The sequence below is a fragment of the Streptomyces sp. NPDC026673 genome (genome assembly GCF_040638135.1).
In the GTDB taxonomy this organism is placed as follows: domain Bacteria; phylum Actinomycetota; class Actinomycetes; order Streptomycetales; family Streptomycetaceae; genus Actinacidiphila.
The window spans coordinates 1-25,861 of record NZ_JBEZXR010000040.1; the positions used below are offsets into that span (position 1 = coordinate 1).

Annotated in this window: 23 protein-coding genes; 5 read left to right on the plus strand and 18 right to left on the minus strand. The window is 71.5% G+C overall.

Going from position 1 to position 25,861, the window contains the following annotated elements; all coding sequences use genetic code 11:
* The coding region (locus AB0F62_RS25165; RefSeq protein WP_361803292.1) for a glucose-6-phosphate dehydrogenase assembly protein OpcA at positions 1 to 779 on the plus strand (779 nt) is incomplete at its 5' end.
* Positions 776 to 1,558 carry a 6-phosphogluconolactonase gene (gene pgl, locus AB0F62_RS25170; protein ID WP_361803295.1) on the plus strand — a complete coding sequence of 261 codons (783 nt, stop codon included), beginning with the start codon at positions 776 to 778 and terminating at the stop codon, positions 1,556 to 1,558. The genes AB0F62_RS25165 and pgl, both read left to right, overlap by 4 nt.
* Before the next feature lie 73 nt (positions 1,559 to 1,631).
* Here pgl and pgi read toward each other — a convergent pair whose 3' ends face one another.
* The 15 genes from pgi to uvrA form a co-directional block, all read right to left on the minus strand.
* Complete coding sequence (gene pgi / locus AB0F62_RS25175; RefSeq protein WP_361803298.1) at positions 1,632 to 3,293, minus strand: glucose-6-phosphate isomerase; 1,662 nt, start codon at positions 3,291 to 3,293, stop codon at positions 1,632 to 1,634.
* A gap of 46 nt (positions 3,294 to 3,339) precedes the next feature.
* Positions 3,340 to 4,593 (minus strand): MFS transporter, encoded by a 1,254-nt coding sequence (locus AB0F62_RS25180; protein ID WP_361803300.1) that lies wholly within the window; start codon positions 4,591 to 4,593, stop codon positions 3,340 to 3,342.
* Between the two features lie 92 nt (positions 4,594 to 4,685).
* Positions 4,686 to 5,453, minus strand: a complete 768-nt coding sequence (locus AB0F62_RS25185; RefSeq protein WP_361803303.1) for an SIS domain-containing protein — start codon at positions 5,451 to 5,453, stop codon at positions 4,686 to 4,688.
* A 131-nt stretch (positions 5,454 to 5,584) separates the two neighbouring features.
* Complete coding sequence (locus AB0F62_RS25190; RefSeq protein WP_361803306.1) at positions 5,585 to 6,565, minus strand: BadF/BadG/BcrA/BcrD ATPase family protein; 981 nt, start codon at positions 6,563 to 6,565, stop codon at positions 5,585 to 5,587.
* A 112-nt stretch (positions 6,566 to 6,677) separates the two neighbouring features.
* Positions 6,678 to 7,013: an RNA polymerase-binding protein RbpA gene (locus AB0F62_RS25195; protein ID WP_361803309.1), complete on the minus strand. Its 336-nt coding sequence runs from the start codon at positions 7,011 to 7,013 to the stop codon at positions 6,678 to 6,680.
* A 163-nt stretch (positions 7,014 to 7,176) separates the two neighbouring features.
* A complete protein-coding gene (gene secG, locus AB0F62_RS25200) occupies positions 7,177 to 7,413 on the minus strand; it encodes a preprotein translocase subunit SecG (protein WP_018557252.1) in 237 nt (78 codons plus the stop codon).
* Between the two features lie 118 nt (positions 7,414 to 7,531).
* On the minus strand, positions 7,532 to 8,308 hold the full coding sequence (gene tpiA / locus AB0F62_RS25205) for a triose-phosphate isomerase (protein ID WP_361803312.1): 777 nt from the start codon (positions 8,306 to 8,308) through the stop codon (positions 7,532 to 7,534).
* Positions 8,309 to 8,311: 3 nt separating this feature from the next.
* Entirely contained in the window at positions 8,312 to 9,523 is a 1,212-nt protein-coding gene (locus AB0F62_RS25210; protein WP_361803315.1) for a phosphoglycerate kinase, read from the minus strand.
* Between the two features lie 120 nt (positions 9,524 to 9,643).
* Positions 9,644 to 10,648 carry a type I glyceraldehyde-3-phosphate dehydrogenase gene (gene gap / locus AB0F62_RS25215; protein WP_361803318.1) on the minus strand — a complete coding sequence of 335 codons (1,005 nt, stop codon included), beginning with the start codon at positions 10,646 to 10,648 and terminating at the stop codon, positions 9,644 to 9,646.
* Positions 10,649 to 10,820: 172 nt separating this feature from the next.
* On the minus strand, positions 10,821 to 11,798 hold the full coding sequence (gene whiA, locus AB0F62_RS25220) for a DNA-binding protein WhiA (protein WP_319136625.1): 978 nt from the start codon (positions 11,796 to 11,798) through the stop codon (positions 10,821 to 10,823).
* Positions 11,789 to 12,796: a uridine diphosphate-N-acetylglucosamine-binding protein YvcK gene (gene yvcK / locus AB0F62_RS25225; protein WP_361803322.1), complete on the minus strand. Its 1,008-nt coding sequence runs from the start codon at positions 12,794 to 12,796 to the stop codon at positions 11,789 to 11,791. Before yvcK ends, whiA begins: the two co-directional genes overlap by 10 nt.
* The gene (gene rapZ / locus AB0F62_RS25230; protein WP_361803325.1) at positions 12,793 to 13,716 is read right to left on the minus strand and encodes an RNase adapter RapZ; all 924 of its coding nucleotides are present in this window, start codon (positions 13,714 to 13,716) and stop codon (positions 12,793 to 12,795) included. Before rapZ ends, yvcK begins: the two co-directional genes overlap by 4 nt.
* Positions 13,713 to 15,758, minus strand: coding sequence for an excinuclease ABC subunit UvrC (uvrC, locus tag AB0F62_RS25235; RefSeq protein WP_361803328.1), 2,046 nt, complete (start codon positions 15,756 to 15,758; stop codon positions 13,713 to 13,715). The genes rapZ and uvrC overlap by 4 nt, the downstream gene beginning before the upstream one ends.
* 39 nt (positions 15,759 to 15,797) lie before the next feature.
* Positions 15,798 to 16,208 carry a Rieske (2Fe-2S) protein gene (locus AB0F62_RS25240; RefSeq protein WP_361803477.1) on the minus strand — a complete coding sequence of 137 codons (411 nt, stop codon included), beginning with the start codon at positions 16,206 to 16,208 and terminating at the stop codon, positions 15,798 to 15,800.
* Between the two features lie 84 nt (positions 16,209 to 16,292).
* On the minus strand, positions 16,293 to 19,208 hold the full coding sequence (gene uvrA, locus AB0F62_RS25245) for an excinuclease ABC subunit UvrA (protein WP_361803331.1): 2,916 nt from the start codon (positions 19,206 to 19,208) through the stop codon (positions 16,293 to 16,295).
* A 211-nt stretch (positions 19,209 to 19,419) separates the two neighbouring features.
* Between uvrA and AB0F62_RS25250 the strand changes: the two genes are divergently transcribed.
* The 3 genes from AB0F62_RS25250 (at position 19,420) to AB0F62_RS25260 (ending at position 22,205) form a co-directional block, all read left to right on the plus strand.
* Positions 19,420 to 20,151, plus strand: a complete 732-nt coding sequence (locus tag AB0F62_RS25250) for a maleylpyruvate isomerase family mycothiol-dependent enzyme (RefSeq protein ID WP_361803334.1) — start codon at positions 19,420 to 19,422, stop codon at positions 20,149 to 20,151.
* A gap of 4 nt (positions 20,152 to 20,155) precedes the next feature.
* On the plus strand, positions 20,156 to 20,812 hold the full coding sequence (locus tag AB0F62_RS25255; RefSeq protein ID WP_361803337.1) for an MBL fold metallo-hydrolase: 657 nt from the start codon (positions 20,156 to 20,158) through the stop codon (positions 20,810 to 20,812).
* Positions 20,813 to 20,900: 88 nt separating this feature from the next.
* Positions 20,901 to 22,205, plus strand: a complete 1,305-nt coding sequence (locus tag AB0F62_RS25260) for an MFS transporter (protein WP_361803480.1) — start codon at positions 20,901 to 20,903, stop codon at positions 22,203 to 22,205.
* An 11-nt stretch (positions 22,206 to 22,216) separates the two neighbouring features.
* Here AB0F62_RS25260 and AB0F62_RS25265 read toward each other — a convergent pair whose 3' ends face one another.
* The 3 genes from AB0F62_RS25265 to AB0F62_RS25275 all read right to left on the minus strand — a co-directional run bounded on the left by AB0F62_RS25265 (position 22,217) and on the right by AB0F62_RS25275 (position 25,821).
* Entirely contained in the window at positions 22,217 to 23,197 is a 981-nt protein-coding gene (locus AB0F62_RS25265) for a TerC/Alx family metal homeostasis membrane protein (protein ID WP_089222004.1), read from the minus strand.
* A gap of 253 nt (positions 23,198 to 23,450) precedes the next feature.
* On the minus strand, positions 23,451 to 25,220 hold the full coding sequence (locus AB0F62_RS25270) for a TerD family protein (RefSeq protein WP_361803342.1): 1,770 nt from the start codon (positions 25,218 to 25,220) through the stop codon (positions 23,451 to 23,453).
* A 22-nt stretch (positions 25,221 to 25,242) separates the two neighbouring features.
* The gene (locus AB0F62_RS25275) at positions 25,243 to 25,821 is read right to left on the minus strand and encodes a TerD family protein (RefSeq protein WP_361803345.1); all 579 of its coding nucleotides are present in this window, start codon (positions 25,819 to 25,821) and stop codon (positions 25,243 to 25,245) included.
* Positions 25,822 to 25,861 lie beyond the last annotated feature (40 nt).

The window sequence follows — 25,861 nt, forward strand, 5'->3', positions numbered from 1 at the left end:
GCGCCCGCCTCGACGCCGAGGTACGCGTCGGCGGCGAATCCGGCACCGGCGAGACCGTGCTGCTCCGCCTGCACGGCGAACTCGCCGACCACGCCGAGAGTGTCGTGCTGCCGCTGCTGCTGCCCGACGCCCCCGTCGTGGTGTGGTGGCCTGAGGACGCCCCGGCGAACCCCGCCGAGGACCTGCTGGGTCAGCTGGCCGCGCGCCGGATCACCGACGCGGCGGCCACCGAGGACCCGGTCGCCTCGCTGGGGCTGCGCGCCGAGACGTACATCCCCGGCGACACCGACCTCGCCTGGACCCGGATCACCCCGTGGCGCAGCGTGCTGGCCGCGGCCCTGGACCAGAAGCAGGCCGCGGTCAAGGGCGCCGTCGTCGAGGGCGAGGCGTACAACCCGAGCACGGAGCTGCTCGGGCTGTGGCTCGCTCGCCGGCTCGGTGTGCCCGTCAAGCGGAAGATCTCCGACGGCCCCGGCATCACCGCCGTACGGCTGGCGACCGCGGACGGGGAGATCTGCCTCGACCGTCCGACCGGCTCTCTCGCCGAGCTGGCCATCCCGGGTCAGCCGGACCGGCACGTGGCGCTGCAGCGGCGGGCGACCTCGGACCTGATCGCCGAGGAGTTGCGCCGGCTCGACCCCGACGAGGCGTACGCGGCCTCGGTCAAGTTCGGCGTGGACCAGCTGGTGCGCGCCGAGGACGCTGCCGCCGAGCCGGCCGCCGCTGCGGCGGGGCCCGCGCAGAACGGCGGCCCGGGCAAGAAGGCGGTCGCCAAGTGACGGCACCTCAGGTGGTCGTCCACCGGGACAAGGAGCTGATGGCGCAGGCCGCGGCGGCCCGGCTGATCACGAAGATCGTGGACGCCCAGGCCGCCCGCGGCTCCGCCTCGGTGGTGCTGACCGGCGGCCGTAACGGCAACGCCCTGCTCGCCGCCCTGGCCGGTTCCCCGGCCAGGGACGCGGTGGACTGGGCGCGGCTGGATCTGTGGTGGGGCGACGAGCGGTTCCTGCCCTCGGGCGATCCCGAGCGCAATGACACCCAGGCCCGTGAGGCGCTGCTCGACCTGGTTCCGGTCGACCCGTCGCGGGTGCACCCCATGCCCGCCTCGGACGGGCCGCTCGGCAACGACGCGGACGCCGCCGCCGAGGCCTACGCGCAGGTACTGGCGGAGGCGGCCGGGCCTGAGGACCACGGCCCGGTGCCCTCCTTCGACGTGCTGATGCTCGGTGTGGGGCCGGACACGCACGTGGCCTCGCTGTTCCCCGGCCACCCCGGGGTGCGCGAGACCGAGCGCACGGTCGTCGGCGTGCACGGCTCCCCCAAGCCGCCGCCGACCCGGATCTCCCTCACCCTGCCCGCCATCCGCGCCGCCCGCGAGGTCTGGCTGCTGGCGGCGGGTGAGGACAAGGCGGGCGCCGTGGCCATCGCCCTGTCCGGGCCCGGCGAGATCCAGGCCCCGGCGGCGGGCGCCCACGGGCGGGCCCGCACGCTGTGGCTGCTCGACCGCACGGCGGCCGCGAAGCTGCCCCCGCAGCTCTATCCGCCGTCGTCCCCGTGACGCCGTAACCGGTTGGCGGCAGAAGGCGGAAGACGCCGGGCGGGCTCCTCGGAGCCCGCCCGGCGTCCGCGTCTCAGCGGCCGCGTAGCGACCGGTAGGCGGCCACGAGGGCCTGGGTGGACGCGTCCAGCCCGGCGACGTCCGCGCCCACGGTCAGGGCGGGCTCCACGCGCTTGGCGAGGACCTTGCCGAGTTCGACGCCCCACTGGTCGAAGGAGTCGATGTCCCAGATCGCGCCCTGGACGAAGACCTTCTGCTCGTACAGCGCCACGAGCTGGCCCAGCACGGACGGGGTCAGCTCCTTGGCGAGGATGGTCGTCGTCGGGCGGTTGCCCTGGAAGGTGCGGTGCGGGACCTGCTCCTCCGGGACGCCTTCGGCCCGGACCTCCTCGCTGGTCTTGCCGAAGGCCAGCGCCTGGGTCTGGGCGAAGAAGTTCGCCATCAGCAGGTCGTGCTGGGCGGCGAAGGCCGACTCCAGTTCGTCCACGGGGTTGGCGAAGCCGATGAAGTCGGCGGGGATGAGCTTCGTGCCCTGGTGCAGCAACTGGTAGTAGGCGTGCTGCCCGTTGGTGCCGGGGGTGCCCCACACGACCGGGCCGGTCTGCCAGCCGACGGGCCTGCCGTGGCGGTCCACGTACTTGCCGTTGGACTCCATGTCGAGCTGCTGCAGGTAGGCCGTGAACCTCGACAGGTAGTGGCTGTACGGCAGGACCGCGTGCGCCTGCGCGTCGAAGAACTGGCCGTACCAGACGCCCAGCAGGCCCATCAGCAGCGGCGCGTTGGCCTCCGGAGGGGCGGTGCGGAAGTGCTCGTCGACGAGGTGGAAGCCGGCCAGCATCTCCCGGAACTGCTCCTCGCCGATGGCGATCATCAGCGAGAGCCCGATGGCGGACGGGTACGAGTAGCGGCCGCCGACCCAGTCCCAGAACTCGAACATGTTGTCGGTGTCGATACCGAACTTGGAGACCTCCGCCGCGTTCGTGGAGACCGCCACGAAGTGGAAGCGGACCGCGGCTTCGTCGCCGCCCAGCCCGTCGAGCAGCCACTCGCGCGCCGAGGTGGCGTTGGTGATGGTCTCGATGGTGGTGAAGGTCTTGGACGCGACGATGAACAGCGTCTCCGCCGGGTCCAGGTCGTGGACGGCCTCGTGGAGGTCGGCCCCGTCGACATTGGACACGAAGCGGAAGGTGAGCGAGCGGTCGGTGTACGCGCGCAGCACCTCGTAGGCCATCGCCGGTCCCAGGTCGGAGCCGCCGATGCCGATGTTCACGATGTTCTTGATGCGGCGTCCGGTCGAACCGACCCACTTGCCGGTGCGGACGGAGTGCGCGAAGCTCCCCATCCGGGTGAGCACATGGTGGACGCCGGGCACCACGTTGACACCGTCGACCTCGATCTCGGCCGACAGCGGCGCCCGCAGCGCCGTGTGCAGCACGGCGCGGTCCTCGGTGACGTTGATCTTCTCGCCGCGGAACATGGCGTCCCGCAGCTCGGCGACACCGGTGGCCGCCGCGAGCTCGCGCAGCAGACGCAGCGTCTCGTCGGTCACCAGGTGCTTGGAGTAGTCCAGATGGAGATCGCCGACCTGCACGGTGTAGCGCCGCGCGCGGTCCGGGTCGGCGGCGAACAGCTCCCGCAGGTGGGTCGCGCCCAGCTCCTCGCGGTGCTTGGCGAGCGCGTGCCACTCGGGCCGCTGGTCGAGACGGGTTCGGCCCTGCGTGTTGGTATCGGACATCAGTCCACTTCTCCTCGTCCTCCTACTGCAGGTCCAAACTAGTTGATTACTTGCACGCCGTTCTTTCACGTCCGGTGTCCGGCGTGGTGACGATCGGACGAAGAACGGGCAACGCGCACCCCAGCAGCGCGGCCGCGAGCAGCAGCGGGGCGTTCAGTGCCAGGACCTCGGCGGCGACGCCGCCCAGCAGGGCGCCGAGCGGAGCCCCCGCGACGCCCAGGGTGCGCATCGCCGCGCTGACCCGGCCCAGCAAGTTCTCGGGGGTGCGCTGCTGCATCAGGGTGGTCTCGTTGACGTTCCACACCATGCTCAGGGCGCCGAAGACGGCCAGCGCGACCGCGGTCACCGGCAGCGAGCGCACGGTGCCGGCCAGGACCAGGCAGCCGGCCTGGAGGGCAAGGCCCGGCGCCAGGCTCTTGACGCGGCCGCCCAACAGCGCCGAGAGCCGCCCCGCGGCCGCTCCCCCGGCCACGCTGCCGACACCGTACGCGACCAGCACGAGCGCGTACCCGGTGTGGCCGGCGTGGAGCCACCCCGTGACATGGAGGACGAGGGTCGCCACCAGAGCGCCGATGCCTATGTTGACGACGGTGTTCGCCGTGCACAGCGCCCGCAGCACACGATCCCGCCACAACACCCGCAGGCCCTCGGCGATGTCCTGCCGCAGGGTGCGGCCCGGGGCCCGCGCGGGTCGCTCGGGCGCCGCCGGCCGCAGCGAGGCCACCAGCACCGCGGCGGCCGCGTAGGTGAGGGCGTCCACCCCGAAGGGCAGGGCCGCCGCGAGGCCGAACAGCGGCGGCACCAGCGGTGCGGCCAGGAACGTCCCGGCCACGGTCTGACCGGTCATCAACCGGGCGTTGGCACGGCCCAAGGCGCCGGTGGGGACCACCGCCGGCAGCAGAGCCGTCGCGGCGTTGTCGAAGAGCGTCTGCAGCGACGTCAGGGCGAAGGCCAGCGCGAGCAGCAGCACGATGCCCGCCCGGTCCAGCCACACGGCGAGCGCGAAGGCCGCCATGAGCGCCCCTCGTACGGCGTCCACGGCCCACATGGCGCGCCGCTGGTCCACCCGGTCGGCGACCGCGCCGCCGAGCAGCCCGAACAGGATCCACGGCACGAACCCGGCCGCGGTGACCAGCGAGACCAGCAGCGGCGAGTCCGTCAAACCCACGGCGAGCAGCGGCAGCGCCGCCCCGCGCAGCCCGTCACCGAAGCGCGAGACCGCCGCGGCCGTCCACAACCGCCCGAATCCGCCCCGCCACGCGGGCGCGCGTTCCTCCTGGCGCACGGTCCCGACGCTCATGATGCCCCCCGCGGTCACTCGTCGATCTGTCGTGACAGACCGTAGCGGGGGCCACTGACAATTCCCCTTCGCCGCAGGTCGGAGGGCTCTGTTCAGAAGCCGCCGCGGTGCAGTCGCTCTCCGTAGTGCTGCTCCAGGACGAGATTGCGCTCGAAGCCGCCGGGAACGTTGGCCGAGACGTAGACGGGCGCCTGGTGGCCCTCGGCCGTCATGAGGCCGACGGCCTCGGCGACGGCCATCTGGACGAGCAGGGCGGAGGTGATGGTGGAGATCCCGCACAGCGAGCCGCCGTCGGGCAGCGGGAGCAGGGCGTCACCGGTCGGCGCGCCGTTGTCGAGGACGACGTCGGCGAGGTCCGCGAGGTGCTTGCCGCTGGGGTGCAGGGCGGGGACGGAGCGGGTGTGCTGCAGCGAGGTGAGGGCGATCAGCGGGTGACCCGCCTCCTTCACCTGCAGGGCGAAGTCGACGATGGAGTTGTTGACGCCGGAGTTGGAGATGACGACGAAGACGTCCCGCGGATGCGGGGCGCTCAGGTCGTACAGGCGCTTGCCAAGCCCCGGTGACCGCTCGAGCAGCGGGTCGGAGAGCACCGAGAGGTCCTCACCGCCGCGCAGCACCAGGTCGGACAGCCCGATGCGGTTGGTGGGGATCAGTCCCCCGGCGCGTCCCGCGATCTCCAGCGCCGTGGCCTGCGAGTGGCCGGTGCCGAAGGCCTGGACGACACCGTCCGCGGCAACGCAGTCGGCGAGCAGCCGGGCCGCGGCGGCGACGGAGTCCTTGTTGGCGGCGACCACGCGGTCGATGACCGTCCTCGCCTCGTCGGCGAACCGGGCAGCGGTGGTCGTCACGTCGTCGGCCATGGCCGATTCCCCCTGAGTCAGGTGATCCGGTGGATGCTCACCGAAACGATGGACGAGAGGTCTAGTCCACGTCAATCCCCCGGGGGTGACGTCCTGTCGGAGCCGCCCGAAGCCTCACGGTCCGGCCCGGTTCAGTCCCCGCTCGCCCGCAACCGGGCCAACGCCAGCGCGCCGGCGCCACCGTCACGCACCGGCTGGACGTGCAGGTCCATCTCCTCCGCCCGGGCCACGACACGGCCCAGCAGCGGACCCGTCGGCCCCAGCAGCCCCCCGGTGACGACCAGGGGCTCACCCGCACGCGGGTCGAGCGCGGCGACGGTGACGGCGAGTTCGTCCGCGGCGTCGTCCAGCAGCGCTCCGGCGACCTCGTCGCCGTCCCGGTCTGCGGCGACGGCCAGCGGACTCAACCGGGCGAGCCTGACCGGCGGTTCGGCGTACACCATGGGAACCAGGCGGTTGCGCAGCGCATGGCACTCCTGCCCGCCGGGACGCTCCTGGGCCAGGTACGGCCCGCCGGGAGAACCCATGTAGTGGGACAGCACGCCCTCGACGAGGATCGTCCACGGCCCCCGCCCGTCCAGCGCGCGCAGCGCGGCCCGCATGACCTCGCGGCCCAGCCAGAACCCGCTGCCCTCGTCGCCGACCAGCCATCCGTTGCCGTCCGCGACGAGGGTCTGGTGGCGCTTCTCGATCCGCGCCGCGACCGCCCCCGTCCCGGCGACCAGCGCCAGGCCGTCCGCGGGCGTGCCGGGCGCGGAGGCGAAGGCGACCTCGATGTCGCCGCAGACCGTCACATCGAGCGCGCCGATGCCGTGGCTGTCGAGCGCCGCCCGCAGGCAGGAGGTGGCGAGCGGATGGCCGGTGTCGGGGCCGGTACCGAGCGCGGCGCCGGCGAAGCCGCCCACCACGGCCGTGACCTCACCCCTGCGGTCCTCCGGGACCGCGCCGCGGATGGCGTCCGCGAGGTGCTGCGTCAACGCCACCCGTTCGACGGTCATCGCGTTGCCGGGCCCGCCCTCGCCCTCGCCGAGTACGGCCCCTTCGGGCGCGACCTCGGCCAGGTAGGCGCGCGTCCGGGTTCCGCCCGCATCGATGCCGATCACCAGAGACACGACACGGAGTATACGTATCGGTAACGCTCAGTCGAAGGGACGCGACGGGCCCGGTCCGCGAAAGAAGGGTCTTCCTCGCGAGCCGGGCCCGTGGAGCATCAGCCGTTACGGCTCAGATCTCACCGCGGAGTTTGGCGAGGGCCTCGGCGAGGATCGCCTCGCCGTCGGCGGCGCTGCGCCGCTCCCGCACATACGCCAGGTGCGTCTTGTACGGCTCGGTGCGCGGCGGCGCCGGCGGGTTCTCCTCGTCCTGTCCGGCGGGGAAGCCGCAGCGCGGGCAGTCCCAGGTCTCCGGGATCTGCGCGTCGCTCGCGAAACTCGGCCGGGTCTCGTGCCCATTGGAGCACCAGAAGGAGATGCGGAGGCGCGGCGCGGACTCGCCCCGCTCGGCCTCTCCCATCGGCCCCGCCCCGACCCGACTACCACGGATCGCGTTGCCACTTGCCACGGTCGTAACTCCCTGCGTGATGGTGCTGCGAGGTCGCCCAATTTACGGAGACCGGTCCACCCCCCGCGCCTGCGGGGAAAGGGCACCGTATCCCATGACGCGCTCCCATGATAAGTCGCGCCGGCGACGAGGCGTCAGTTCTCCCCGGAAGCCGAGGACTCGGTCACTTCTGGAACTTCAGCAGAAGCCCGAGGGCGACAATGCACGCAAACCACAGCAGACCGATGACAACGGTGATCCGGTCGAGGTTGCGCTCGGCCACCGAGGAACCGCCGACGGACGACTGCATGCCACCACCGAACATGTCGGACAGGCCGCCGCCCTTGCCCTTGTGCATCAGCACGAGCAGCAACAGCAGCAGGCTGAAGATGATGAGGGCGATGGAGAACCCGATGACCACAGCTGGACCAACTCTCTCGGTGACCTAGGACGACGCGGGGGCCGGTCCGCTGCCTGGCAGCGTTCCGACCCCCGACAGAGTACTTCGGGCAGGGCCCGACAGCCTACTGCCGCGAAACTTACTGGTCGCGGAAGCGGATGATCTTGGTGAAGTCCTCCGGGACCAGGCACGCCCCGCCGACCAGCGCACCGTCCACGTCCGGCTGCGACATGATCGCCGCGACGTTGCCCGGCTTGACGGAGCCGCCGTACTGGATGCGCACCTTGTCGGCCACCTCCTGGCCGTAGAGCTCGGCCAGGCGGACGCGGATCGCCCCGCAGACCTCCTGGGCGTCCTCGGGGGTGGCGACCTCGCCGGTGCCGATGGCCCACACCGGCTCATAGGCGATGACCAGGGTCTCGGCCTGCTCGGCCGGGATGTCCTTCAGCGCGCCGTCGACCTGGGCGAGGGTGAACGGGACCTGCTCGCCGGCCTTGCGGACGTCCAGCGCCTCGCCGACGCAGACGATCGGCGTCAGCTCGTGCCGGAAGGCCGCCTTGATCTTGGCGTTCACGAGCTCGTCCGTCTCGCGGTGGTACTGGCGGCGCTCGGAGTGGCCGATGACCACGTAGGAGCACTTCAGCTTGGCGAGCATCGCGCCGGAGATCTCACCGGTGTAGGCGCCGGACTCGTGGGCCGACAGGTCCTGGGCGCCGTACTTGATCCCCAGCTTGTCGCCCTCGACCAGGGTCTGCACCGAGCGCAGGTCGGTGAAGGGCGGCAGGACGACGACGTCGACGGCGTCGTAGTCCTTCTCGTTCAGCGCGAAGGCGAGCTTCTGGACGTGGGCGATGGCCTCGAGGTGGTTGAGGTTCATCTTCCAGTTGCCCGCCATGATCGGCGTGCGCGAGGTCATCGGTCAGTCCTCCAGTGCGGCGAGGCCGGGGAGCGTCTTGCCCTCGAGGTACTCGAGGCTCGCGCCACCACCGGTCGAGATGTGGCCGAAAGCGGTTTCGTCGAAGCCCAGGATACGGACGGCCGCGGCCGAGTCGCCGCCGCCCACCACCGTGAACGCGGGGCTGTCGATCAGCGCCTGGGCGACCGCGCGGGTGCCCTCGGCGTAGTCGGGGTGCTCGAAGACGCCCATGGGGCCGTTCCAGAAGACGGTGGCCGCGTCGGCGAGCTTCGAGGCGAACAGCTTGCGGGACTCCGGACCGATGTCCAGGCCCTCCAGGTCGGCCGGAATGGCGTCGGCGCCGACGACCACCGGGTTCGTGTCGACCGGGTTCTTCAGGTCCGGGAAGTCCGGGGCGGCGACGACGTCCACCGGCAGGACGAACTCCACGCCCTTGGCCGCCGCGCGCTCCAGGTACTCCGTGACCGCGGGGATCTGGTCCTCCTGCAGCAGGCTCTTGCCCACCTCGTGGCCCTGGGCCTTGAGGAAGGTGTAGGCCATGCCGCCGCCGATCAGGATCCGGTCGGCCCGCTCCAGCAGGTGGTCGATGACCCCCAGCTTGTCGGAGACCTTGGCGCCGCCGAGCACCACCGCGTAGGGACGGGAGACGTCCGCGGTGAGCTTCTTCAGCACGGCGACCTCGGTGGCGATCAGCAGGCCCGCGGCGTGCGGCAGCCGGGCCGGCAGATCGTAGACGGAGGCGTGCTTGCGGTGCACCGCGCCGAAGCCGTCGCCGACGTACAGCTCGGCCAGCGCGGCCAGCCGGTCGGCGAAGGCGCCGCGCTCGGCGTCGTCCTTGCTGGTCTCGCCCGCGTTGAAGCGGAGGTTCTCCAGCAGCGCCACCGAGCCGTCGGTGAGGGCGTCCACCGTCTCGCGGGCGCTGTCGCCGACCGTGTCGGTCGCGAAGGCCACCCGCGTGCCGAGGAGTTCTCCCAGCCGCGCCGCGACGGGGGCGAGCGAGAACTGCGGGTCGGGCGCGCCCTTGGGGCGGCCCAGGTGGGAGGCGACGATCACCTTGGCGCCGGCCTCGGCCAGCTTGGCGATGGTCGGCGCGACGGCGCGGATACGGCCGTCGTCGGTGATGGTGGTGCCGGACAGCGGCACATTGAGGTCGGCGCGCACGAACACGCGCTTGCCGCCGACCCCCTCGTCGATGAGTTCGTCGATCGTCTTCATGGTGAAGGCTCCCCTGCCTTGGTCCTGCCTGGTCGGATCGCTACGTCATGGGACAGGGCCCGGACGACGGTGCGTCGTTCGGACCCTGTCCTCATCGCATGGCGGACTGCCGAGCCGGCGTCAGAGCTGGCCGCCGACGAAGACCGTGAGGTCGACGAGGCGGTTGGAGTAGCCCCACTCGTTGTCGTACCAGCCGATGACCTTGACCTGCTTGCCCTGCGCCATCGTCAGCGAGGAGTCGAAGGTGCAGGAGGCCGGCCAGTTGACGATGTCCGAGGACACGATCTGGTCCTCGGTGTACTCCAGGATGCCCTTGAGCTGGCCCTCGGCGGCCTTCTGGAACGCGGCGTTGACCTCGTCCTTGGTGACCTCGCGCTCGAGCTCGATCACCAGGTCGGTCACGGAGCCGGTCGGGACCGGGACGCGCATGGCGATGCCGTCCAGCTTGCCCTTGAGCTGCGGGAGGACCAGGGCGGTGGCCTTCGCGGCACCCGTCGAGGTCGGGATGATGTTCTCCGCGGCGGCACGGGCGCGGCGCAGGTCCTTGTGCGGGAAGTCCAGGATGCGCTGGTCGTTGGTGTACGCGTGCACGGTGGTCATCAGACCCTTGACGATGCCGAAGTTCTCGTCGAGGACCTTGGCCATCGGCGCCACACAGTTGGTGGTGCAGGACGCGTTCGAGATGATGTTGTGCTTCGCCGGGTCGTACTTCTCGTTGTTGACGCCCATCACGATGGTGATGTCCTCGTCCGAGGCCGGCGCCGAGATGATGACCTTCTTGGCGCCGCCGTCGAGGTGCTTCTTGGCGTCGGCGGCCTTGGTGAAGATGCCGGTGGACTCGATCACGATGTCGACGCCGAGCTCGCCCCAGGGGATGTCGGCGGGGTTGCGCTCCGACAGCACCTTGATGGTGTGCCCGTCGACCGTGATGGAGTCGGCGGTGTGGGACACCTCGGCCTTGAGGCGGCCGAGGATCGTGTCGTACTTGAGCAGGTGCGCGGTGGTGGCCGTGTCACCCAGGTCGTTGACAGCCACGATCTCGATGTCCGCACCCTGGTCCAGGGCGGCACGGAAGAAGTTGCGACCGATGCGACCAAAGCCGTTGATGCCTACGCGGATCGTCACGAACCGATCTCCTCGCTGGTGTGCCGGAGGCCATTTCGCTCCGGCTGCGACGTATTGGGATGTCCCCGACCAAGGACGACCCTACCTCCCCGGGCACCGGCCGGTGACATCGGCGCCACCGGTGCCCGCCGTACGGAACGGTAACCGGACACCGCCGGCCGGCCCGGCGGCCTCAGCCCACCATCTCCTCGGTCAGGTTGGACTCGGTGCCCGGGATGCCGAGGTCGGAGGCGCGCTTGTCGGCCATCGCCAGCAGACGCCGGATCCGGCCCGCCACCGCGTCCTTGGTCAGCGGCGGTTCGGCGAGCGAGCCCAGCTCCTCCAGCGAGGCCTGCTTGTGGTCCATGCGCAGCCGCCCGGCCGCCGCGAGGTGCTCGGGCACGTCGTCGCCGAGGATCTCCAGCGCCCGCTGCACACGCGCGCCCGCGGCGACCGCGGCGCGGGCCGAGCGGCGCAGGTTCGCGTCGTCGAAGTTGGCCAGGCGGTTGGCGGTGGCGCGCACCTCGCGGCGCATCCGGCGCTCCTCCCAGGCGAGCACGGACTCGTGCGCGCCCAGCCGCGTCAACAGCGCGCCGATGGCGTCACCGTCACGGACGACGACGCGGTCCACGTTCCGCACCTCGCGCGCCTTCGCGGCGATCTGCAGCCGGCGGGCGGCACCGACCAGCGCCAGCGCCGCCTCGGGGCCGGGGCAGGTGACCTCCAGGGAGGACGAACGGCCCGGCTCGGTGAGCGAGCCGTGGGCGAGGAACGCGCCGCGCCACGCCGCCTCGGCGTCACAGGTGGCCCCGGAGACGACCTGCGGGGGCAGCCCGCGGATGGGGCGGCCGCGACCGTCGACGAGCCCGGTCTGGCGGGCCAGCTGGTCACCGCCGGCGACCACCCGCACCACGTACCGGCTGCCGCGCCGCAGCCCGCCGGGCGCCATGACCACCAGGTCGGAGGAGTGCCCGAAGATCTCCAGGATGTCCTTGCGCAGCCTGCGGGCGGCGATGCCCGTGTCCAGCTCCGCCTCGATCACGATGCGCCCGCTGACCAGGTGCAAGCCCCCCGCGAACCTCAGGATCGCCGAGACCTCCGCCTTGCGGCAGCAGGTCCGGGTGACGGGGAGCCGGGAGATCTCGTCCTTCACCGCTGCCGTCATCGCCATGGGCCGATCCTTCCATGCATACGAAAAATCCGGTCGAACGCGGCCGCCAGCAGTTCCGGATCGTGCCGCGGCCCGTCGGGGGCGGCGATCCGGGCCAGCTCCACCGTGCCCGACAACCGCTCGGCTGCCTGTATGAGGCTGTCGCGGTCGAGTACGGCGGCCTCGTCGGCCAGCACCACGTCGATGGTGAGTTTAGGGGCGTGTCGGGCCAAAACCTCCAAGTGACGCTGCGGAGAAAAGCCCTCGGTCTCTCCCGGTTGCGGCGCGAGGTTGAGCGCGAGCACCTTGCGGGCCCTCGTCTCCATGAGCGCGGACACCAGATCCGGCACCAGCAGGTGCGGCATCACGGAGGAGAACCAGGAGCCGGGGCCGAGCACCACCCAGTCCGCGTCGAGCACCGACTGCACGGCCTCGGGAACGGCCGGCGGGTCGTGCGGCACCAGTTGCACCTCCTGCACCTCACCCGGAGTGAGGGCGACGGTGGCCTGGCCGCGGACGGTGGAGACCTCGTCCGGCCGCTCCGGGTCGTGCCCGCGCACCGTCGCGGTGAGCTCCAGCGGCACCCCGGACATGGGCAGCACCCGGCCGTGGGCGCCGAGCAGCCGGCCGACCCACTCCAGGGCGGCGACCGGATCGCCGAGCTGCTCCCACAGCGCCACGATCAGCAGGTTGCCCACGGCGTGGCCGTGCAGCTCGCCCTGGCTGGCGAAGCGGTGCTGGACGACCCGGGACCAGGTGCGGCCCCACTCGTCGTCGCCGCACAGGGCGGCCAGCGCCTTGCGCAGGTCGCCGGGCGGCAGCACCCCCATCTCCTTGCGCAGGCGGCCACTGGAGCCGCCGTCGTCGGCGACCGTGACCACCGCGGTCAGGTCCTGGGTGATGCGGCGGAGGGCGGAGAGGGAGGCGGACAGTCCGTGCCCGCCTCCCAGTGCCACGACCTTGGGCGCCGCCCCGCTGCGCCGTGCCGACCGGCGCAAGCGCCGAGTCGTCCTGATCACTCGCGCCCCATGTCCCGGTGGACGACGACCGTCTCCACTCCGTCGGCGGACAGTCGGGCGGCGAGCCGCTCGGACATGGCGACGCTGCGGTGCTTGCCACCGGTGCAGCCGACGGCGATCGTCACATAGCGCTTGCCCTCGCGGCGGTATCCGGCGTTGACGATGTGCAGCAACTCGGCGTAGCGGTCCAGGAACTCCTTGGCGCCGGGCTGGTTGAACACATAGGTGGCGACCTCGTCGTTGAGCCCCGTGTACGGCCGCAGCTCCGGCACCCAGTGCGGGTTGGGCAGGAAGCGGCAGTCGGCGACCAGGTCGGCGTCGACGGGCAGACCGTACTTGAAGCCGAAGGACATGACGGTGGCCCGCAGCTCGGGCTCCTCCTCGCCGGCGAACTGGGCGTCCATCTTGGAGCGCAGTTCGTGGACGTTGAGGCTGGAGGTGTCGATCACCAGATCGGCGTCGCCGCGCAGTTCGCTCAACAGCTCCCGCTCCTTGGCGATGCCGTCGACGATGCGGCCGTCACCCTGCAGCGGGTGCGGGCGGCGCACGGACTCGAAACGGCGCACCAGCGTCTCGTCGGACGCCTCCAGGAAGAGCACCCGGCGCTTGACGCCCTTGGAGTCCAGGTCGGCGAGGGACTCGCGGAGGTTGTCGAAGAAGCGCCGGCCGCGGACGTCCACGACCACGGCGATCCGCGCCACGTTGCCCTGGGAGCGGGCACCGAGGTCGACCATGGTGGGGATCAGGGCGGGCGGCAGGTTGTCCACGACGAACCAGCCGAGGTCCTCCAGGCACTTGGCCGCGTGGCTGCGGCCGGCACCGGACATGCCCGAGATGATCACGAGTTCGGGGATGGCCTCGGCCGCCTCGCCCGCTCCGCCGGTTGTCACCTGTGCTCCGCCTCCGTCGTTCGTGTTCATGAGCTGTGCCCCCGTTCCGTGGGGACGGTCACCGGACCGGCCGTCCCCTCTTCCTCAATGATCTCTCCTGTGGCGGTGTTCACCGCGGGCCCGGCCGGAGCGGCCCCGGCCAGCGCGGCGAGCACGGCCTCGGCGGTGCGCCGGCCGACCCCGGGGACCTCGCAGATCTGCTCCACGGTCGCCGCGCGGAGGCGCTTGAGCGAACCGAAGTGCTTCAGCAGCGCCTGCCGGCGGCTCTCGCCGAGGCCGGGCACCGAGTCCAGGGCCCCGGCCTTCATCGACTTGGAGCGCTTGTTGCGCTGGTAGGCGATGGCGAAGCGGTGGGCCTCGTCACGGACCCGCTGCAGCAGATACAGGCCCTCGCTGGTGCGCGGGAGGATCACCGGGTCGTCCTCGCCGGGCAGCCAGACCTCCTCCAGGCGCTTGGCGAGGCCGCAGACCGCGACGTCCTCGATGCCCAGTTCCTCCAGGGCCCGCCGGGCGGCGGCGACCTGCGGTTGCCCGCCGTCGACGACGACCAGTTGCGGGGGGTAGGCGAACCTGCGCGGCCGGCCCGTGTCCGGGTCGATGGGGCCGCCGGCGACCTCGCCGCCGGTCTCCGCGGCGCCGTCGCCGTCCCCGTCGACCCACTCGCCGGTCTTCTGCTTCTCGAGCAGATAGCGGCGGAAGCGCCGGGAGACCACCTCGTGCATCGACCGGACGTCGTCCTGGCCGGCGAAGCTCTTGATCTGGAAGCGGCGGTACTCGCTCTTGCGGGCCAGCCCGTCCTCGAAGACCACCATCGAGGCGACGACGTCGTCGCCCTGGAGGTGGGAGATGTCGAAGCACTCGATGCGCAGCGGCGCCGAGTCCAGGTCCAGCGCCTCGGCGATCTCCTCCAGGGCGCGGGAGCGCGTGGTGAGGTCGGAGGCGCGCCTGGTCTTGTGCAGCACCAGCGCCTGCTGGGCGTTGCGCTGCACGGTGGCCATCAGGTCCTTCTTGTCGCCGCGCTGCGGTATCCGCAGGCTGACCTGGGAGCCGCGGCGCTCGGTGAGCCACTGCTGCACCGGCTCGTACGGGTCGGGCAGGGCGGGCACCAGTACCTCCTTCGGCACCCCCTCGCCCCGCTCCTCGCCGTACAGCTGCTGCAGGGCGTGCTCGACGAGCTCGGCGGTGCCGACCTCCTCGACGCGGTCGGTGACCCAGCCGCGCTGCCCGCGCACCCGGCCGCCGCGGACGTGGAAGATCTGCACGGCGGCCTCCAGCTCGTCCTCGGCGACGGCGATCAGGTCGGCGTCGGTCGCGTCGGCGAGGACGACCGCGCTCTTCTCCAGGGCGCGCTTGAGGGCCTCGATGTCGTCCCGGAGCCGGGCGGCCTTCTCGTACTCCATCGCGGCGGCCGCGTCCTTCATCTGCTGTTCGAGGCGGCGCAGATAGGTGCCGGTGCGGCCGGCCATGAAGTCGCAGAACTCATCGGCCAGTTCGCGGTGCTCCTCGGCACTGACCCGGCCGACGCAGGGCGCCGAGCACTTGCCGATGTAGCCGAGCAGGCAGGGGCGGCCGATCTGCGCGGAGCGCTTGAACACCCCTGCGGAGCAGGTGCGGACGGGGAAGACCCGCAGCAGCAGGTCCACCGTCTCGCGGATCGCCCAGGCGTGGGCGTAGGGGCCGAAGTAGCGCACGCCCTTGCGCTTGGGGCCGCGCATCACCTGGACGCGGGGGTACTCCTCGTTCAGGGTGACGGCGAGCGAGGGATAGCTCTTGTCGTCCCGGTACTTCACATTGAAGCGCGGGTCGAACTCCTTGATCCAGGAGTACTCCAGCTGCAGCGCCTCGACCTCTGTGGTCACCACCGTCCATTCCACGGAGGCGGCGGTGGTGACCATCGTGCGGGTGCGCTGGTGCAGGTTCGCGATGTCCTGGAAGTACGAGGAGAGCCGCTGGCGCAGGCTCTTCGCCTTCCCGACGTAGATCACCCGGCCGTGCTGGTCCCGGAACTTGTACACCCCGGGGGAGTCGGGGATCTGTCCCGGCTTGGGGCGGTAGCTGGAGGGGTCGGCCATGCCACCACCCTACTGACTGGCGGTGACATTCCCGTTGCCTCAGGCCGAGCTTCCCGCGACGAGCTTGCCGTCCTTGACCTGGACGTCGACCGCCGTCAGGGGCTTGGTCGCCGGGCCCTTTTCGACGGCGCCGGTGGCGGCGTCGAAGACGCTGCCGTGGCAGGGGCAGGAGAGGGTCGTGCCGTCGACCTTGTCGCAGACGCAGCCCTGGTGTGTGCAGACGGCGCTGAACGCCTTGTAGCTGCCCTTCGTGGGCTGCGCGACGACGATCTTGGCCTCGCGGTAGAGCATGGCGCCGCCGACCGGGACCTCGCCGGCCGCGCCCAGTTCGACGGGGCCGTCGTTGGTCGTGGAACCGGCGCCACCGCAGGCGGTGAGGCCGACCCCGGCGACGCCGGCGAGGGCCGCGCCCTTCAGGACGGTGCGGCGGCAGGCGGGGAGATCGGTGATGTCGGCCATGTGGGGACTCCGCTTCGGCACGTAAGGAAAGAGCTTGAAAGCTGCACCTTACGTGCCGAAACTCTGAGTCGCCTATCAGGCCTTCGCCGCCGCCTTCTTCCGCGGAGCGGCCCTCTTCTTGGCCGGGGCCGGCGGTGCGTCGGAGATCCTCTCGGCGCCCAGGATGTCCCTGAGGAACTTGCCGGTGTGGCTCGCGCCCACCCCCGCGACCTGCTCGGGAGTGCCCTCGGCGATCACCAGACCGCCGCCGCTGCCGCCCTCGGGACCCATGTCGATCACCCAGTCGGCCGTCTTGATCACATCGAGGTTGTGCTCGATGACGACCACGGTGTTGCCCTTCTCGACCAGCCCGGAGAGCACCTTGATCAGCTTGCTGATGTCCTCGAAGTGCAGGCCCGTGGTCGGCTCGTCCAGCACATAGACCGTGCGGCCCGTCGAGCGCTTCTGCAGCTCGGAGGCAAGCTTCACGCGCTGCGCCTCGCCGCCGGACAGGGTCGTGGCGGACTGGCCGAGCCGGACGTACCCGAGCCCGACCTCGGTGAGGGTGCGCAGGTGCCGGGCGATCGTGGGGACCGCCTCGAAGAAGTCCAGCGCCTCGGAGATCGGCATGTCCAGCACCTCGGCGATGGACTTGCCCTTGTAGTGGACCTCCAGGGTCTCCCGGTTGTACCGGGCGCCGTGGCAGACCTCGCACGGCACATAGACGTCCGGGAGGAAGTTCATCTCGATCTTGATGGTGCCGTCGCCGGAGCAGTTCTCGCAGCGGCCGCCCTTGACGTTGAAGGAGAAGCGGCCCGGCAGATAGCCGCGCACCTTCGCCTCCATGGTCTCCGCGAAGAGCCTGCGGACATGGTCGAAGACACCGGTGTACGTGGCCGGGTTCGAGCGCGGGGTGCGGCCGATCGGCGACTGGTCGACGTGGACCACCTTGTCGACCAGATCGTCACCGTCGACCCGGGTGTGCCGGCCCGGGACGCCCCGGGCGCCGTTCAGCTCACGGGCCAGGTGGGTGTAGAGGATGTCGTTGACCAGGGTCGATTTGCCGGAACCCGACACCCCGGTGACCGCCGTGAACACCCCGAGCGGGAAGGACACGTCGATGTCCCGCAGGTTGTTCTCACGGGCGCCGTGCACGGTCAGCCGGCGCTCCCCGTCGACCGGGCGACGCATCTCCGGAATCGGGATCTGCCGCTTGCCCGCCAGATACTGGCCTGTCAGCGACTCCTTGTTGCGCAGCAGCGCGTCGAGCGAACCGCTGTGCACGACCTTGCCGCCGTGCTCTCCCGCGCCGGGGCCGATGTCCACCACCCAGTCCGAGGTCTTGATGGTGTCCTCGTCGTGCTCGACCACGATCAGGGTGTTGCCCAGGTCGCGCAGCCGCACCAGGGTCTCGATGAGCCGGTGGTTGTCGCGCTGGTGAAGGCCGATCGACGGCTCGTCCAGCACATAGAGCACGCCGACCAGGCCCGAGCCGATCTGTGTGGCCAGCCGGATGCGCTGGGCCTCGCCGCCGGACAGGGTGCCGGCCGCGCGGTTGAGCGAGAGATAGTCCAGGCCGACGTCGACCAGGAAGCGCAGCCGCTCGTTGACCTCCTTGAGCACCCGCTCGGCGATGGTCTTCTCGCGTGCGCTCAGCTTCATGCCGCGCAGGAACTCCGAGCAGTCGCTGATCGACATCGCGGCGACCTCGGCGATGGACTTCTCCTGGACGGTGACCGCCAGCACGATCGGCTTGAGGCGCGTGCCCTCACACGTGGGGCAGGGCACCTCGCGCATGTACCCCTCGAAGCGCTCGCGGCTGGAGTCGCTCTCGGACTCCGCGTGCCGGCGCCGGACGAAGGGGATCGCGCCCTCGAAGGAGGTGGTGTAGGAGCGCTCGCGCCCGTAGCGGTTGCGGTAACGCACCGCGATCTGCGTCTTGTGACCGTTGAGCAGGGCCTTCTTCGCGCGCTGCGGCAGCCCCGCCCAGGGGATGTCGGTGCGGAAGCCCAGCTCGTCGGCGAGTGCGCCGATCAGGCGCTGGAAGTAGTCCCGGGTGTGGCCGAGCGACCAGGGGGCGATGGCGCCCTCGTCGAGCGACTTCTCCTCGTCCGGGATGATGAGCTCCGGGTCGACCTCCATGCGGGTGCCGATGCCGGTGCACTCGGGGCAGGCGCCGAAGGGCGAGTTGAACGAGAAGGAGCGCGGCTCCAGCTCCTCGAACGACAGATCGTCGTACGGGCAGTAGAGGTGCTCGGAGAACATCCGCTCACGCTGCGGGTCGTCCTCGGGGAGATCGACGAAGTCCAGGATGACCATGCCGCCGGAGAGGCCCAGGGCGGTCTCGACCGAGTCGGTCAGCCGGCGCTTGGCACTGTCCTTGACGGTGAGGCGGTCGACGACCACCTCGATGGTGTGCTTCTCCTGCTTCTTCAGCTTCGGCGGGTCGGTCAGCTGGACGGTCGCGCCGTCCACCCGGGCGCGGCTGTAGCCCTTGGTCTGGAGGTCGGAGAAGAGGTCGGCGAACTCGCCCTTGCGCTCGCGCACCAGCGGCGAGAGCACCTGGAAGCGCGAGCCCTCCTCCAGCTCGAGCACCCGGTCGACGATCGCCTGCGGCGACTGGCGGGAGATCGGGCGGCTGCATTCGGGGCAGTGCGGCTTGCCGATGCGGGCGAAGAGCAGACGGAGGTAGTCGTAGACCTCGGTGATGGTGCCGACGGTCGACCGCGGGTTGCGCGAGGTCGACTTCTGGTCGATCGAGACCGCGGGCGACAGGCCCTCGATGAAGTCGACGTCCGGCTTGTCCATCTGGCCGAGGAACTGCCGCGCGTACGAGGAGAGCGACTCCACGTAACGGCGCTGGCCTTCGGCGAAGATCGTGTCGAACGCCAGCGAGGACTTACCCGACCCGGACAGGCCGGTGAACACGATGAGCGAGTCCCGTGGCAGGTCGAGCGAGACATTCTTCAGGTTGTGCTCGCGAGCGCCACGGACGGTGAGACGATCGGCCACGCCAGTGCGCACCTTTCAAAAGACAGACAAGGGGACAGCACCCCCAGACAGCCTAAACGGGGCGCCAACGAGTTTTCTTCCGGTTGCGACGACTGCGAGCCTATAGCACGCACATTCGATTTCCGGCATCGGTGCGGCAGCTTCACCCGAACGAGTGTCCCGCGCTAGCGTCTCCGCGGAGACGTCGATCACGTCCGAACCAGGAGGCCCCGTGTCCGTCCAACGACCCGACCCCGACCACGATGCGGCCGAGCTCCGAGAGGCCACCGAACGGCTGATCGACACCGTGGCCGCGATGCCCCCGGCCTCCGTCACCGAGCCGTCCCGGCTGCCCGGCTGGACCCGCGGCCACGTCCTGGCCCACCTGGCCCGCAACGCGGACTCCCTGGTCAACCTGCTGATCTGGGCGCGCACCGGGGAGGAGACCCCGCAGTACGCGAGCACCGACAGCCGGAACAAGGACATCGAGGACGGCGCCGGCCGCACGCTCGCCGAACACCTGGACGACCTGCGCGCCTCCGCCGGCCGGCTGGCGGAGGCCATCGACGAGATCCCGCCGCAGAACTGGGCCGCGCAGGTCGTCATGCGCTCGGGACGGGTGATCGCGGCGGCGGAGATCCCGTACCTCCGGCTCATGGAGATCTACTTCCACCACGTCGACCTGGGCCTTGAGTACACCTGCGCGCACCTCCCCGAGGACTTCGCGTCCCGGGAGCTCGGCGCCATCATCGACGACCTGTCGGGCCACGAGGGCGTCGCGGCCGTCCGCATCCACGACACCGAGAGCGGCGAGAAGTGGGTGATCGGCGCCGCCAACGAGCCCGAGCTCACCGTCGGCGGGCCGCGGCACGCGCTGCTGGCCTGGGTCAGCGGCCGCTCCGAGGGCGAGGGACTGACCGCCAGGCCGGACGTGCCCCTGCCGGTGCTGCCGCCACTAGGCTGACGCCATGACGTACAGCGGCGAGGTCACCGTCGGGGGCGCACCCGACGTGCACGAACTCAAGGACCTCATCATCACCAAGGTCGCGGTCGGCCCCATGGACAACAACGCGTACGTGTTGCGCTGCCGCGCCACCGACGAGCAGTTGCTCATCGACGCGGCGAACGACGCGCACACGCTCATCGAGGTCGCCGGCAACGACGGTCTCGCGTCCGTCGTCACCACGCACCGGCACGCCGACCACTGGCAGGCGCTGCAGGCCGTGGTCGACGCCACGGGCGCCCGCACCTACGCGGGCCGCCACGACGCCGAGGGGATCCCCGTCCCCACCGACGTGCCGGTCGAGGACGGCGACCGGATCCGGGTCGGCCGGGTCGAGCTCACCGCCCGGCACCTGGTCGGCCACACGCCCGGCAGCATCGTCCTGGTCTACGACGACCCGCACGGGCACCCGCACATCTTCACCGGGGACTGCCTGTTCCCCGGCGGCGTGGGCAACACGCACAACAACCCGGACCACTTCGCGAGCCTCTTCGAGGGGGTCAAGGCCAAGCTCTTCGACCGGCTCCCGGACGAGACCTGGGTCTACCCCGGCCACGGCAAGGACACCACGCTCGGCGACGAGCGCCCGCACCTCGACGAATGGCGCGAACGGGGCTGGTAGGAACCCCGGGCGCCGTCCCTGCGGCGGCGCCACCCCCGCGCACGTGGGTCGTTGGACCCACGTGCGCACCTCCCCCTCCACCCCCTCCATGGCCCGGATCGCCGCCGCGTCGGCGGCCGGGACCGCGATCGAGTTCTACGACTTCTTCGCCTACGGCACCGCGGCCGCCCTCGTCCTCGGGCCGCTGTTCTTCCCCGACGCCTCGCCGCTCGCCGGCACCCTCGCCGCGTTCGGCACCTTCGCGGTGGGCTTCGTCGCCCGTCCGCTGGGCTCGGTCCTCTTCGGGCACGTCGGCGACCGCGTGGGGCGGCGCCCCGTGCTGGTCGGCTCCCTGCTGCTGACCGGGCTGGCGACCACCGCCGTCGGCTGTGTGCCCGGCTACGCCGCGATCGGCCCGGCCGCTCCCGCGCTCCTGGTCGCCCTGCGCTTCCTGCAGGGGCTGGGGCTCGGCGGGGAGTGGGGCGGAGCGGTCCTGCTGGCCGCCGAGCACGCGCCGCCGCGGCGGCGCGGACTGTGGACGAGCCTGCCGCAGACCGGTCCCGCGGTGGGCTTCCTGCTGGCGAACGGGATCGTGCTCGCGCTGTCCGCGGGGCTGAGCGACGCGGCCTTCCGCTCCTGGGGCTGGCGGGTGCCGTTCTGGGTGGCGGGCGTGCTGGCGCTGGGCGGGCTCGCGCTGCGGGCCGCGCTGCCGGAGACCCCGGAGTTCACGGCGGCGGCGGGACGCGGGGACCTGGCCCGGGTGCCCGTCTCGGAGCTGCTGCGCGAGCACGGGCGCCTGGTGCTGCTCACAGCGGGCGCCATGGCGTGCGGCTACGCCGTCTTCTACACGGTGACCACCTGGTCGCTGGCGTACACCACGGAGTACCTCGGCATGGACCGCACGGCGGTGCTGGGCTGCGTGCTGGCGGCTGTCCTGCTCAAGGGGGCGCTCACGCCGCTGGCGGGGCTGATGGGCGACCGCTTCGGACGGCGGCGGATGGCGCTGCTGGGTACCGCCGCGATGGGCGTGGTGGTCTTCCCGTACGCCGGACTGCTCGCGAGCGGCTCGCCGGTGGCGATCGCCGTGGGGTCCGCCGCGGAGCTGATCGCCTTCATCACGGTCTTCGCCGTGCTGGGCGCGTACCTCCCGGAGCTGTACGCGCCCCGGGTGCGCTGCACCGGCGCCGCCCTGGGCTACAACCTCGGCGGCGTCCTGGGCGGCGCCCTGACCCCGCTCGTGGCGACCCGGCTGGTGGCGGGCACCGGCACTCCGTGGCCGGTTGCGGTGTACGTCTCGGCCGTGGCGCTGCTCAGCCTCGGGTGCTTCGCGGCGCTGCCGGAGACGCGGGGTGCGGCCGCGGCGGACGCGAAGGCGGGGTGCACGGCGGACCGCCGCGCACCCCGCCCGGGCTGAGGAGCCGTGGGTCAGGCGTCGATGTGCTCCTCGTCGCGCTTCTCCGCGGCCGCCTGCTTCTTCGACGCCCGGAGGCTGGTCACCGTGGTGACGGCGAGGACGACGACGATGAAGCCGAGGGAGAACGGGATGCTGATCTCCGGGACGTGGACCCCCACCTCGTGCAGGGCGTGGAGCACGAGCTTCACGCCGATGAAGCCGAGGATGATCGACAGCCCGTAGGAGAGGTGGACCAGCTTCTTCAGCAGACCGCCGATGAGGAAGTACAGCTGACGCAGGCCCATCAGGGCGAAGGCGTTTGCGGTGAAGACGATGTACGGGTCCTGGGTCAGACCGAAGATCGCCGGGATGGAGTCCAGGGCGAACAGAACGTCGGTGGTGCCGATCGCCAGCATGACCACGAGCATCGGGGTCATGATCCGCTTGCCGTTCTGCTGGATGAACAGCTTGGTGCCGTGGTAGCGGTCGGCGACGCCGAAGCGGCGTTCGGCGGCCTTCAGCAGCCTGTTCTCCTCGAACTCCTCGTCGTGCTCCTCGGCCCGGGCCTCCTGGACCAGCTTCCACGCGGTCCAGATGAGGAAGGCGCCGAAGATGAAGAACACCCAGGAGAAGCTGGCGATGATGGCGGCGCCCGCGGCGATGAAGATCGCGCGCAGGACCAGTGCGATGAGCACGCCGAAGAGCAGGACGCGCTGCTGGTACTGGGACGGCACCGCGAACTTCGCCATGATCAGCACGAAGACGAAGAGGTTGTCGACGCTGAGCGACTTCTCGGTGATGTAGCCCGCGAAGAACTCGCCGGCGGGCTGTCCGCCGGCGAAGAACAGCAGGCCGAGCCCGAAGAGGGCGGCCAGGACGATCCAGACGATGGTCCAGATCCCGGCTTCCTTGACCGACACGTCATGGGGTTTTCGCCCGATGAAGAAGTCGGCGGCGATCAGGGCGCACAGACCGGCGATGGTCAGCACCCACAGGGTCAGGGATACATCCACGCGATGCCTCCGGCAGATGGGCTGGCGATTGTCAGCGTTGTCGCTGCCGGAGGTCTCCTCCACCCGGGCCGCTGGGCCGGGGCCGGTGTCCCGGGGCCTTTCGGCCCGTGATGACGGGATGCACCGCAAAGCAGGGAGTACTCCCCTCCGCGTAAAGGAGAGTACATGAAATCCCAAGGAAAGGTAAAGAGAGTAAAGTGATGGTCAATCAGGAGGGAATGATCGCATCCCCCCGGAGCGCCCGGACCCGTGATCAGTGGCGGCCCGGATCGTAGGTCCGGCGGGCGGCGGCCACCTGGCGCAGCACCTGCGGCACGATCCCGCTGCCGGGCGGGGCCAGCAGCGGCTCGTACGTCCAGGCGTGGCCGACCCAGGGATCGGCGAGGTGGTCGTCGGGCACAGGGGTGAGCCGCATCATCGAACGCCACAGCGGGTCCAGGAGCGGACCGTACTCGCGGGCGTCCTCGCGGTCGCCGACCAGGATCAGGTGGACGCCGACCCGGGGGCCCTCGTCGGCGAGGTAGCGCAACTGGTTGACCGTCCGGTCGTCGAACCCGTACGGGAAGTCGTTGACGACCAGCACCTGGCGGGCCGGATCGACACCCGGCGGCAGCTCGGGCGGCGCGTCGGCACGCAGCGCCATCTGCACCAGGTCGACGCGCTGGGTCAGCCGGGCGAGGAGCGCCGCGACCCCGGCGGCACCGGTGGCCGGCGGCTCGCGCAGGGCGCCGGAGTCCGTGAACGGGGCCAGCGCCGCCACGGCGGAGCCCGCCGGGTCGATGACATGGACGGCGCACTCCCCCGCCGGGTGGGAGGCCAGCAGCCGCGCGGCGAGCGCCACGGCGACGTCCATCGCCCTGCGGCGGTCCTGGGCGCTGTCCACCCACAGCCCGCGCTCCAGCGGCATCCGCAGCAGCAGGGGGATGCGCAGATCGGGCCGCTCGGGCAGATGGAGGTCGCCGATCCGGACCGCCATCGGCGGCTCGGCGGGGGTGCGGTAGCCGTGCCACACGGGGCTCCCCCAGCCCGCGTAGGGCGGCGGCAGCGCGGGTTCGACCACCTCGGACTCGGCGATGAGCTGGACCAGATCGCGGTCGAGCACGGCGCGGGCCCGGTCCGTCAGCTCTGCCTGGCGCGCCCTGGCCTGGTCGCGGGCGGCCTCGGCGGCGGGGCCGACGCGGGTGCGCGGGTCGGCGAGGATCGTGTCCAGCTCCTGGTCGAGCCGGGACTCGGCGAAGTCGACGGCGCTGCGGTACGCGGCGATCGTCCGGGCCAGGTCCTCGAACATGCCCCAGACCTGGTTGTACAGCCGTTCCTCCATGCTCCAGCCGGAGGCGTCGCCCGCGACGGGCGCCGGGGTCGGCGGCACCGTGTGCGGGGGTACGGCGTCCGCCGGGGGCGGCGTGGGAGGGGCGGGGGGCGGTGGCGCCGGGGCGGCCGGGGGCGGCGTGGGGGACGGTACGACGGGCGCGGGCCGCACCGCGTCCGTCATGCGGGCGGCCACGGCGTCCGCCTCGGGGCGGCCCAGTCCCTGGTCGCGCAGGAGCTCTGCCAGCCCGCCCGCGTATCCCTGGCCGAGCGCGCGGACCTTCCAGCTGCCCTGGCGGCGGTAGAGCTCCAGGGCGACGATCGCCGTCTCGGTGCCGAGACCGGTGACGGTGAAGCTCACGACCGGCGCCCCGTCCGGGCCGGCGACGGTCAGATGGGGAGCGGGGCAGGCCCCGAAGCGGGTCGGCGCCCCGGCGACCGGCGGCAGCGCCAGCAGGACGTGAACGCGGTCCACGCCCGCCGGGACGGCGGCCAGGTCGGCGGTGAGGCGCTGCTCGGCGGCGAGCCGCGCGGGCACCTCGATGCCGGGCAGCCGCGGCGCCCCGGGATGGGCGACGGCCTCGGGGCCGCTCACGCGTCCCTGGCCGTCGCCCAGCGAGACGCCGGCCACCACCGGTGTGCCGGCCGACACCCGTATCTCCAGCAAGGTGCCGGGTAGCGGATGGTTCTGCCCGTGGACCAGCTCGGTGGTCATGCCCGCGCCCCCCTGTGCCCGATCAGAGGGCCGGCAGGATCGCCGGCATGAGGTCCTGGAAGGTACGGCCGTTGGCCGGGGTGCCGATCGCGGTCATCGACCAGCCGGCGTCACTGCGCTGCACCTTCGCCATGATCTGCGCGGTGTAGGAGCCACCGCCGGTCAGGGTGTAGCGGGCGAGCTCCTGGCCGTTGCTCTCGTCGACCAGGCGGCAGAAGGCGTTCTGCACCTCCTGGAAGGACTGCCCGGTGAAGGAGTTGACCGTGAAGACGATCTGGTCGATGTGCACCGGCACGCGCTGCAGGTCGACCAGGATCGCCTCGTCGTCGCCGCCCTGCCCGGCACCGCCGACCAGGTTGTCGCCGGTGTGCCGCACCGAGCCGTCGTCGCTGACGAGGTGCCGGAAGAACACCACGTCCACGGGCTGCTTGTCGGCGAAGAGGACCGCGGAGGCGTCGAGGTCGATCTCCCGGGTGCGGCTGCCGAAAAGCCCGCGCCGAGGGGCGGCCTGCCAGCCGAGCCCCATCCGGACCGACGTGAGCGTCCCCCCGTCCGACTTCTGCAGGCTGATCTTCTGACCCTTGGTCATGTTGACCGTCACGCGCTGTCCCCTCTCAACCGTTTTGCCGTCGTGCGGTTGC

What these genes read in the sequence shown, in the direction of transcription:
- pgi (WP_361803298.1), bottom strand. Translation starts at nt 3,293, where the DNA reads ATGTCCGATACCAACACGCAGGGCCGAACCCGTCTCGACCAGCGGCCC.
- AB0F62_RS25180 (WP_361803300.1), bottom strand. Translation starts at nt 4,593, where the DNA reads ATGAGCGTCGGGACCGTGCGCCAGGAGGAACGCGCGCCCGCGTGGCGG.
- AB0F62_RS25185 (WP_361803303.1), bottom strand. Translation starts at nt 5,453, where the DNA reads ATGGCCGACGACGTGACGACCACCGCTGCCCGGTTCGCCGACGAGGCG.
- tpiA (WP_361803312.1), bottom strand. Translation starts at nt 8,308, where the DNA reads ATGACCTCGCGCACGCCGATCATGGCGGGCAACTGGAAGATGAACCTC.
- AB0F62_RS25210 (WP_361803315.1), bottom strand. Translation starts at nt 9,523, where the DNA reads ATGAAGACGATCGACGAACTCATCGACGAGGGGGTCGGCGGCAAGCGC.
- whiA (WP_319136625.1), bottom strand. Translation starts at nt 11,798, where the DNA reads ATGGCGATGACGGCAGCGGTGAAGGACGAGATCTCCCGGCTCCCCGTC.
- rapZ (WP_361803325.1), bottom strand. Translation starts at nt 13,716, where the DNA reads ATGAACACGAACGACGGAGGCGGAGCACAGGTGACAACCGGCGGAGCG.
- uvrC (WP_361803328.1), bottom strand. Translation starts at nt 15,758, where the DNA reads ATGGCCGACCCCTCCAGCTACCGCCCCAAGCCGGGACAGATCCCCGAC.
- AB0F62_RS25255 (WP_361803337.1), top strand. Translation starts at nt 20,156, where the DNA reads ATGACGTACAGCGGCGAGGTCACCGTCGGGGGCGCACCCGACGTGCAC.
- AB0F62_RS25260 (WP_361803480.1), top strand. Translation starts at nt 20,901, where the DNA reads ATGGCCCGGATCGCCGCCGCGTCGGCGGCCGGGACCGCGATCGAGTTC.
- AB0F62_RS25270 (WP_361803342.1), bottom strand. Translation starts at nt 25,220, where the DNA reads ATGACCACCGAGCTGGTCCACGGGCAGAACCATCCGCTACCCGGCACC.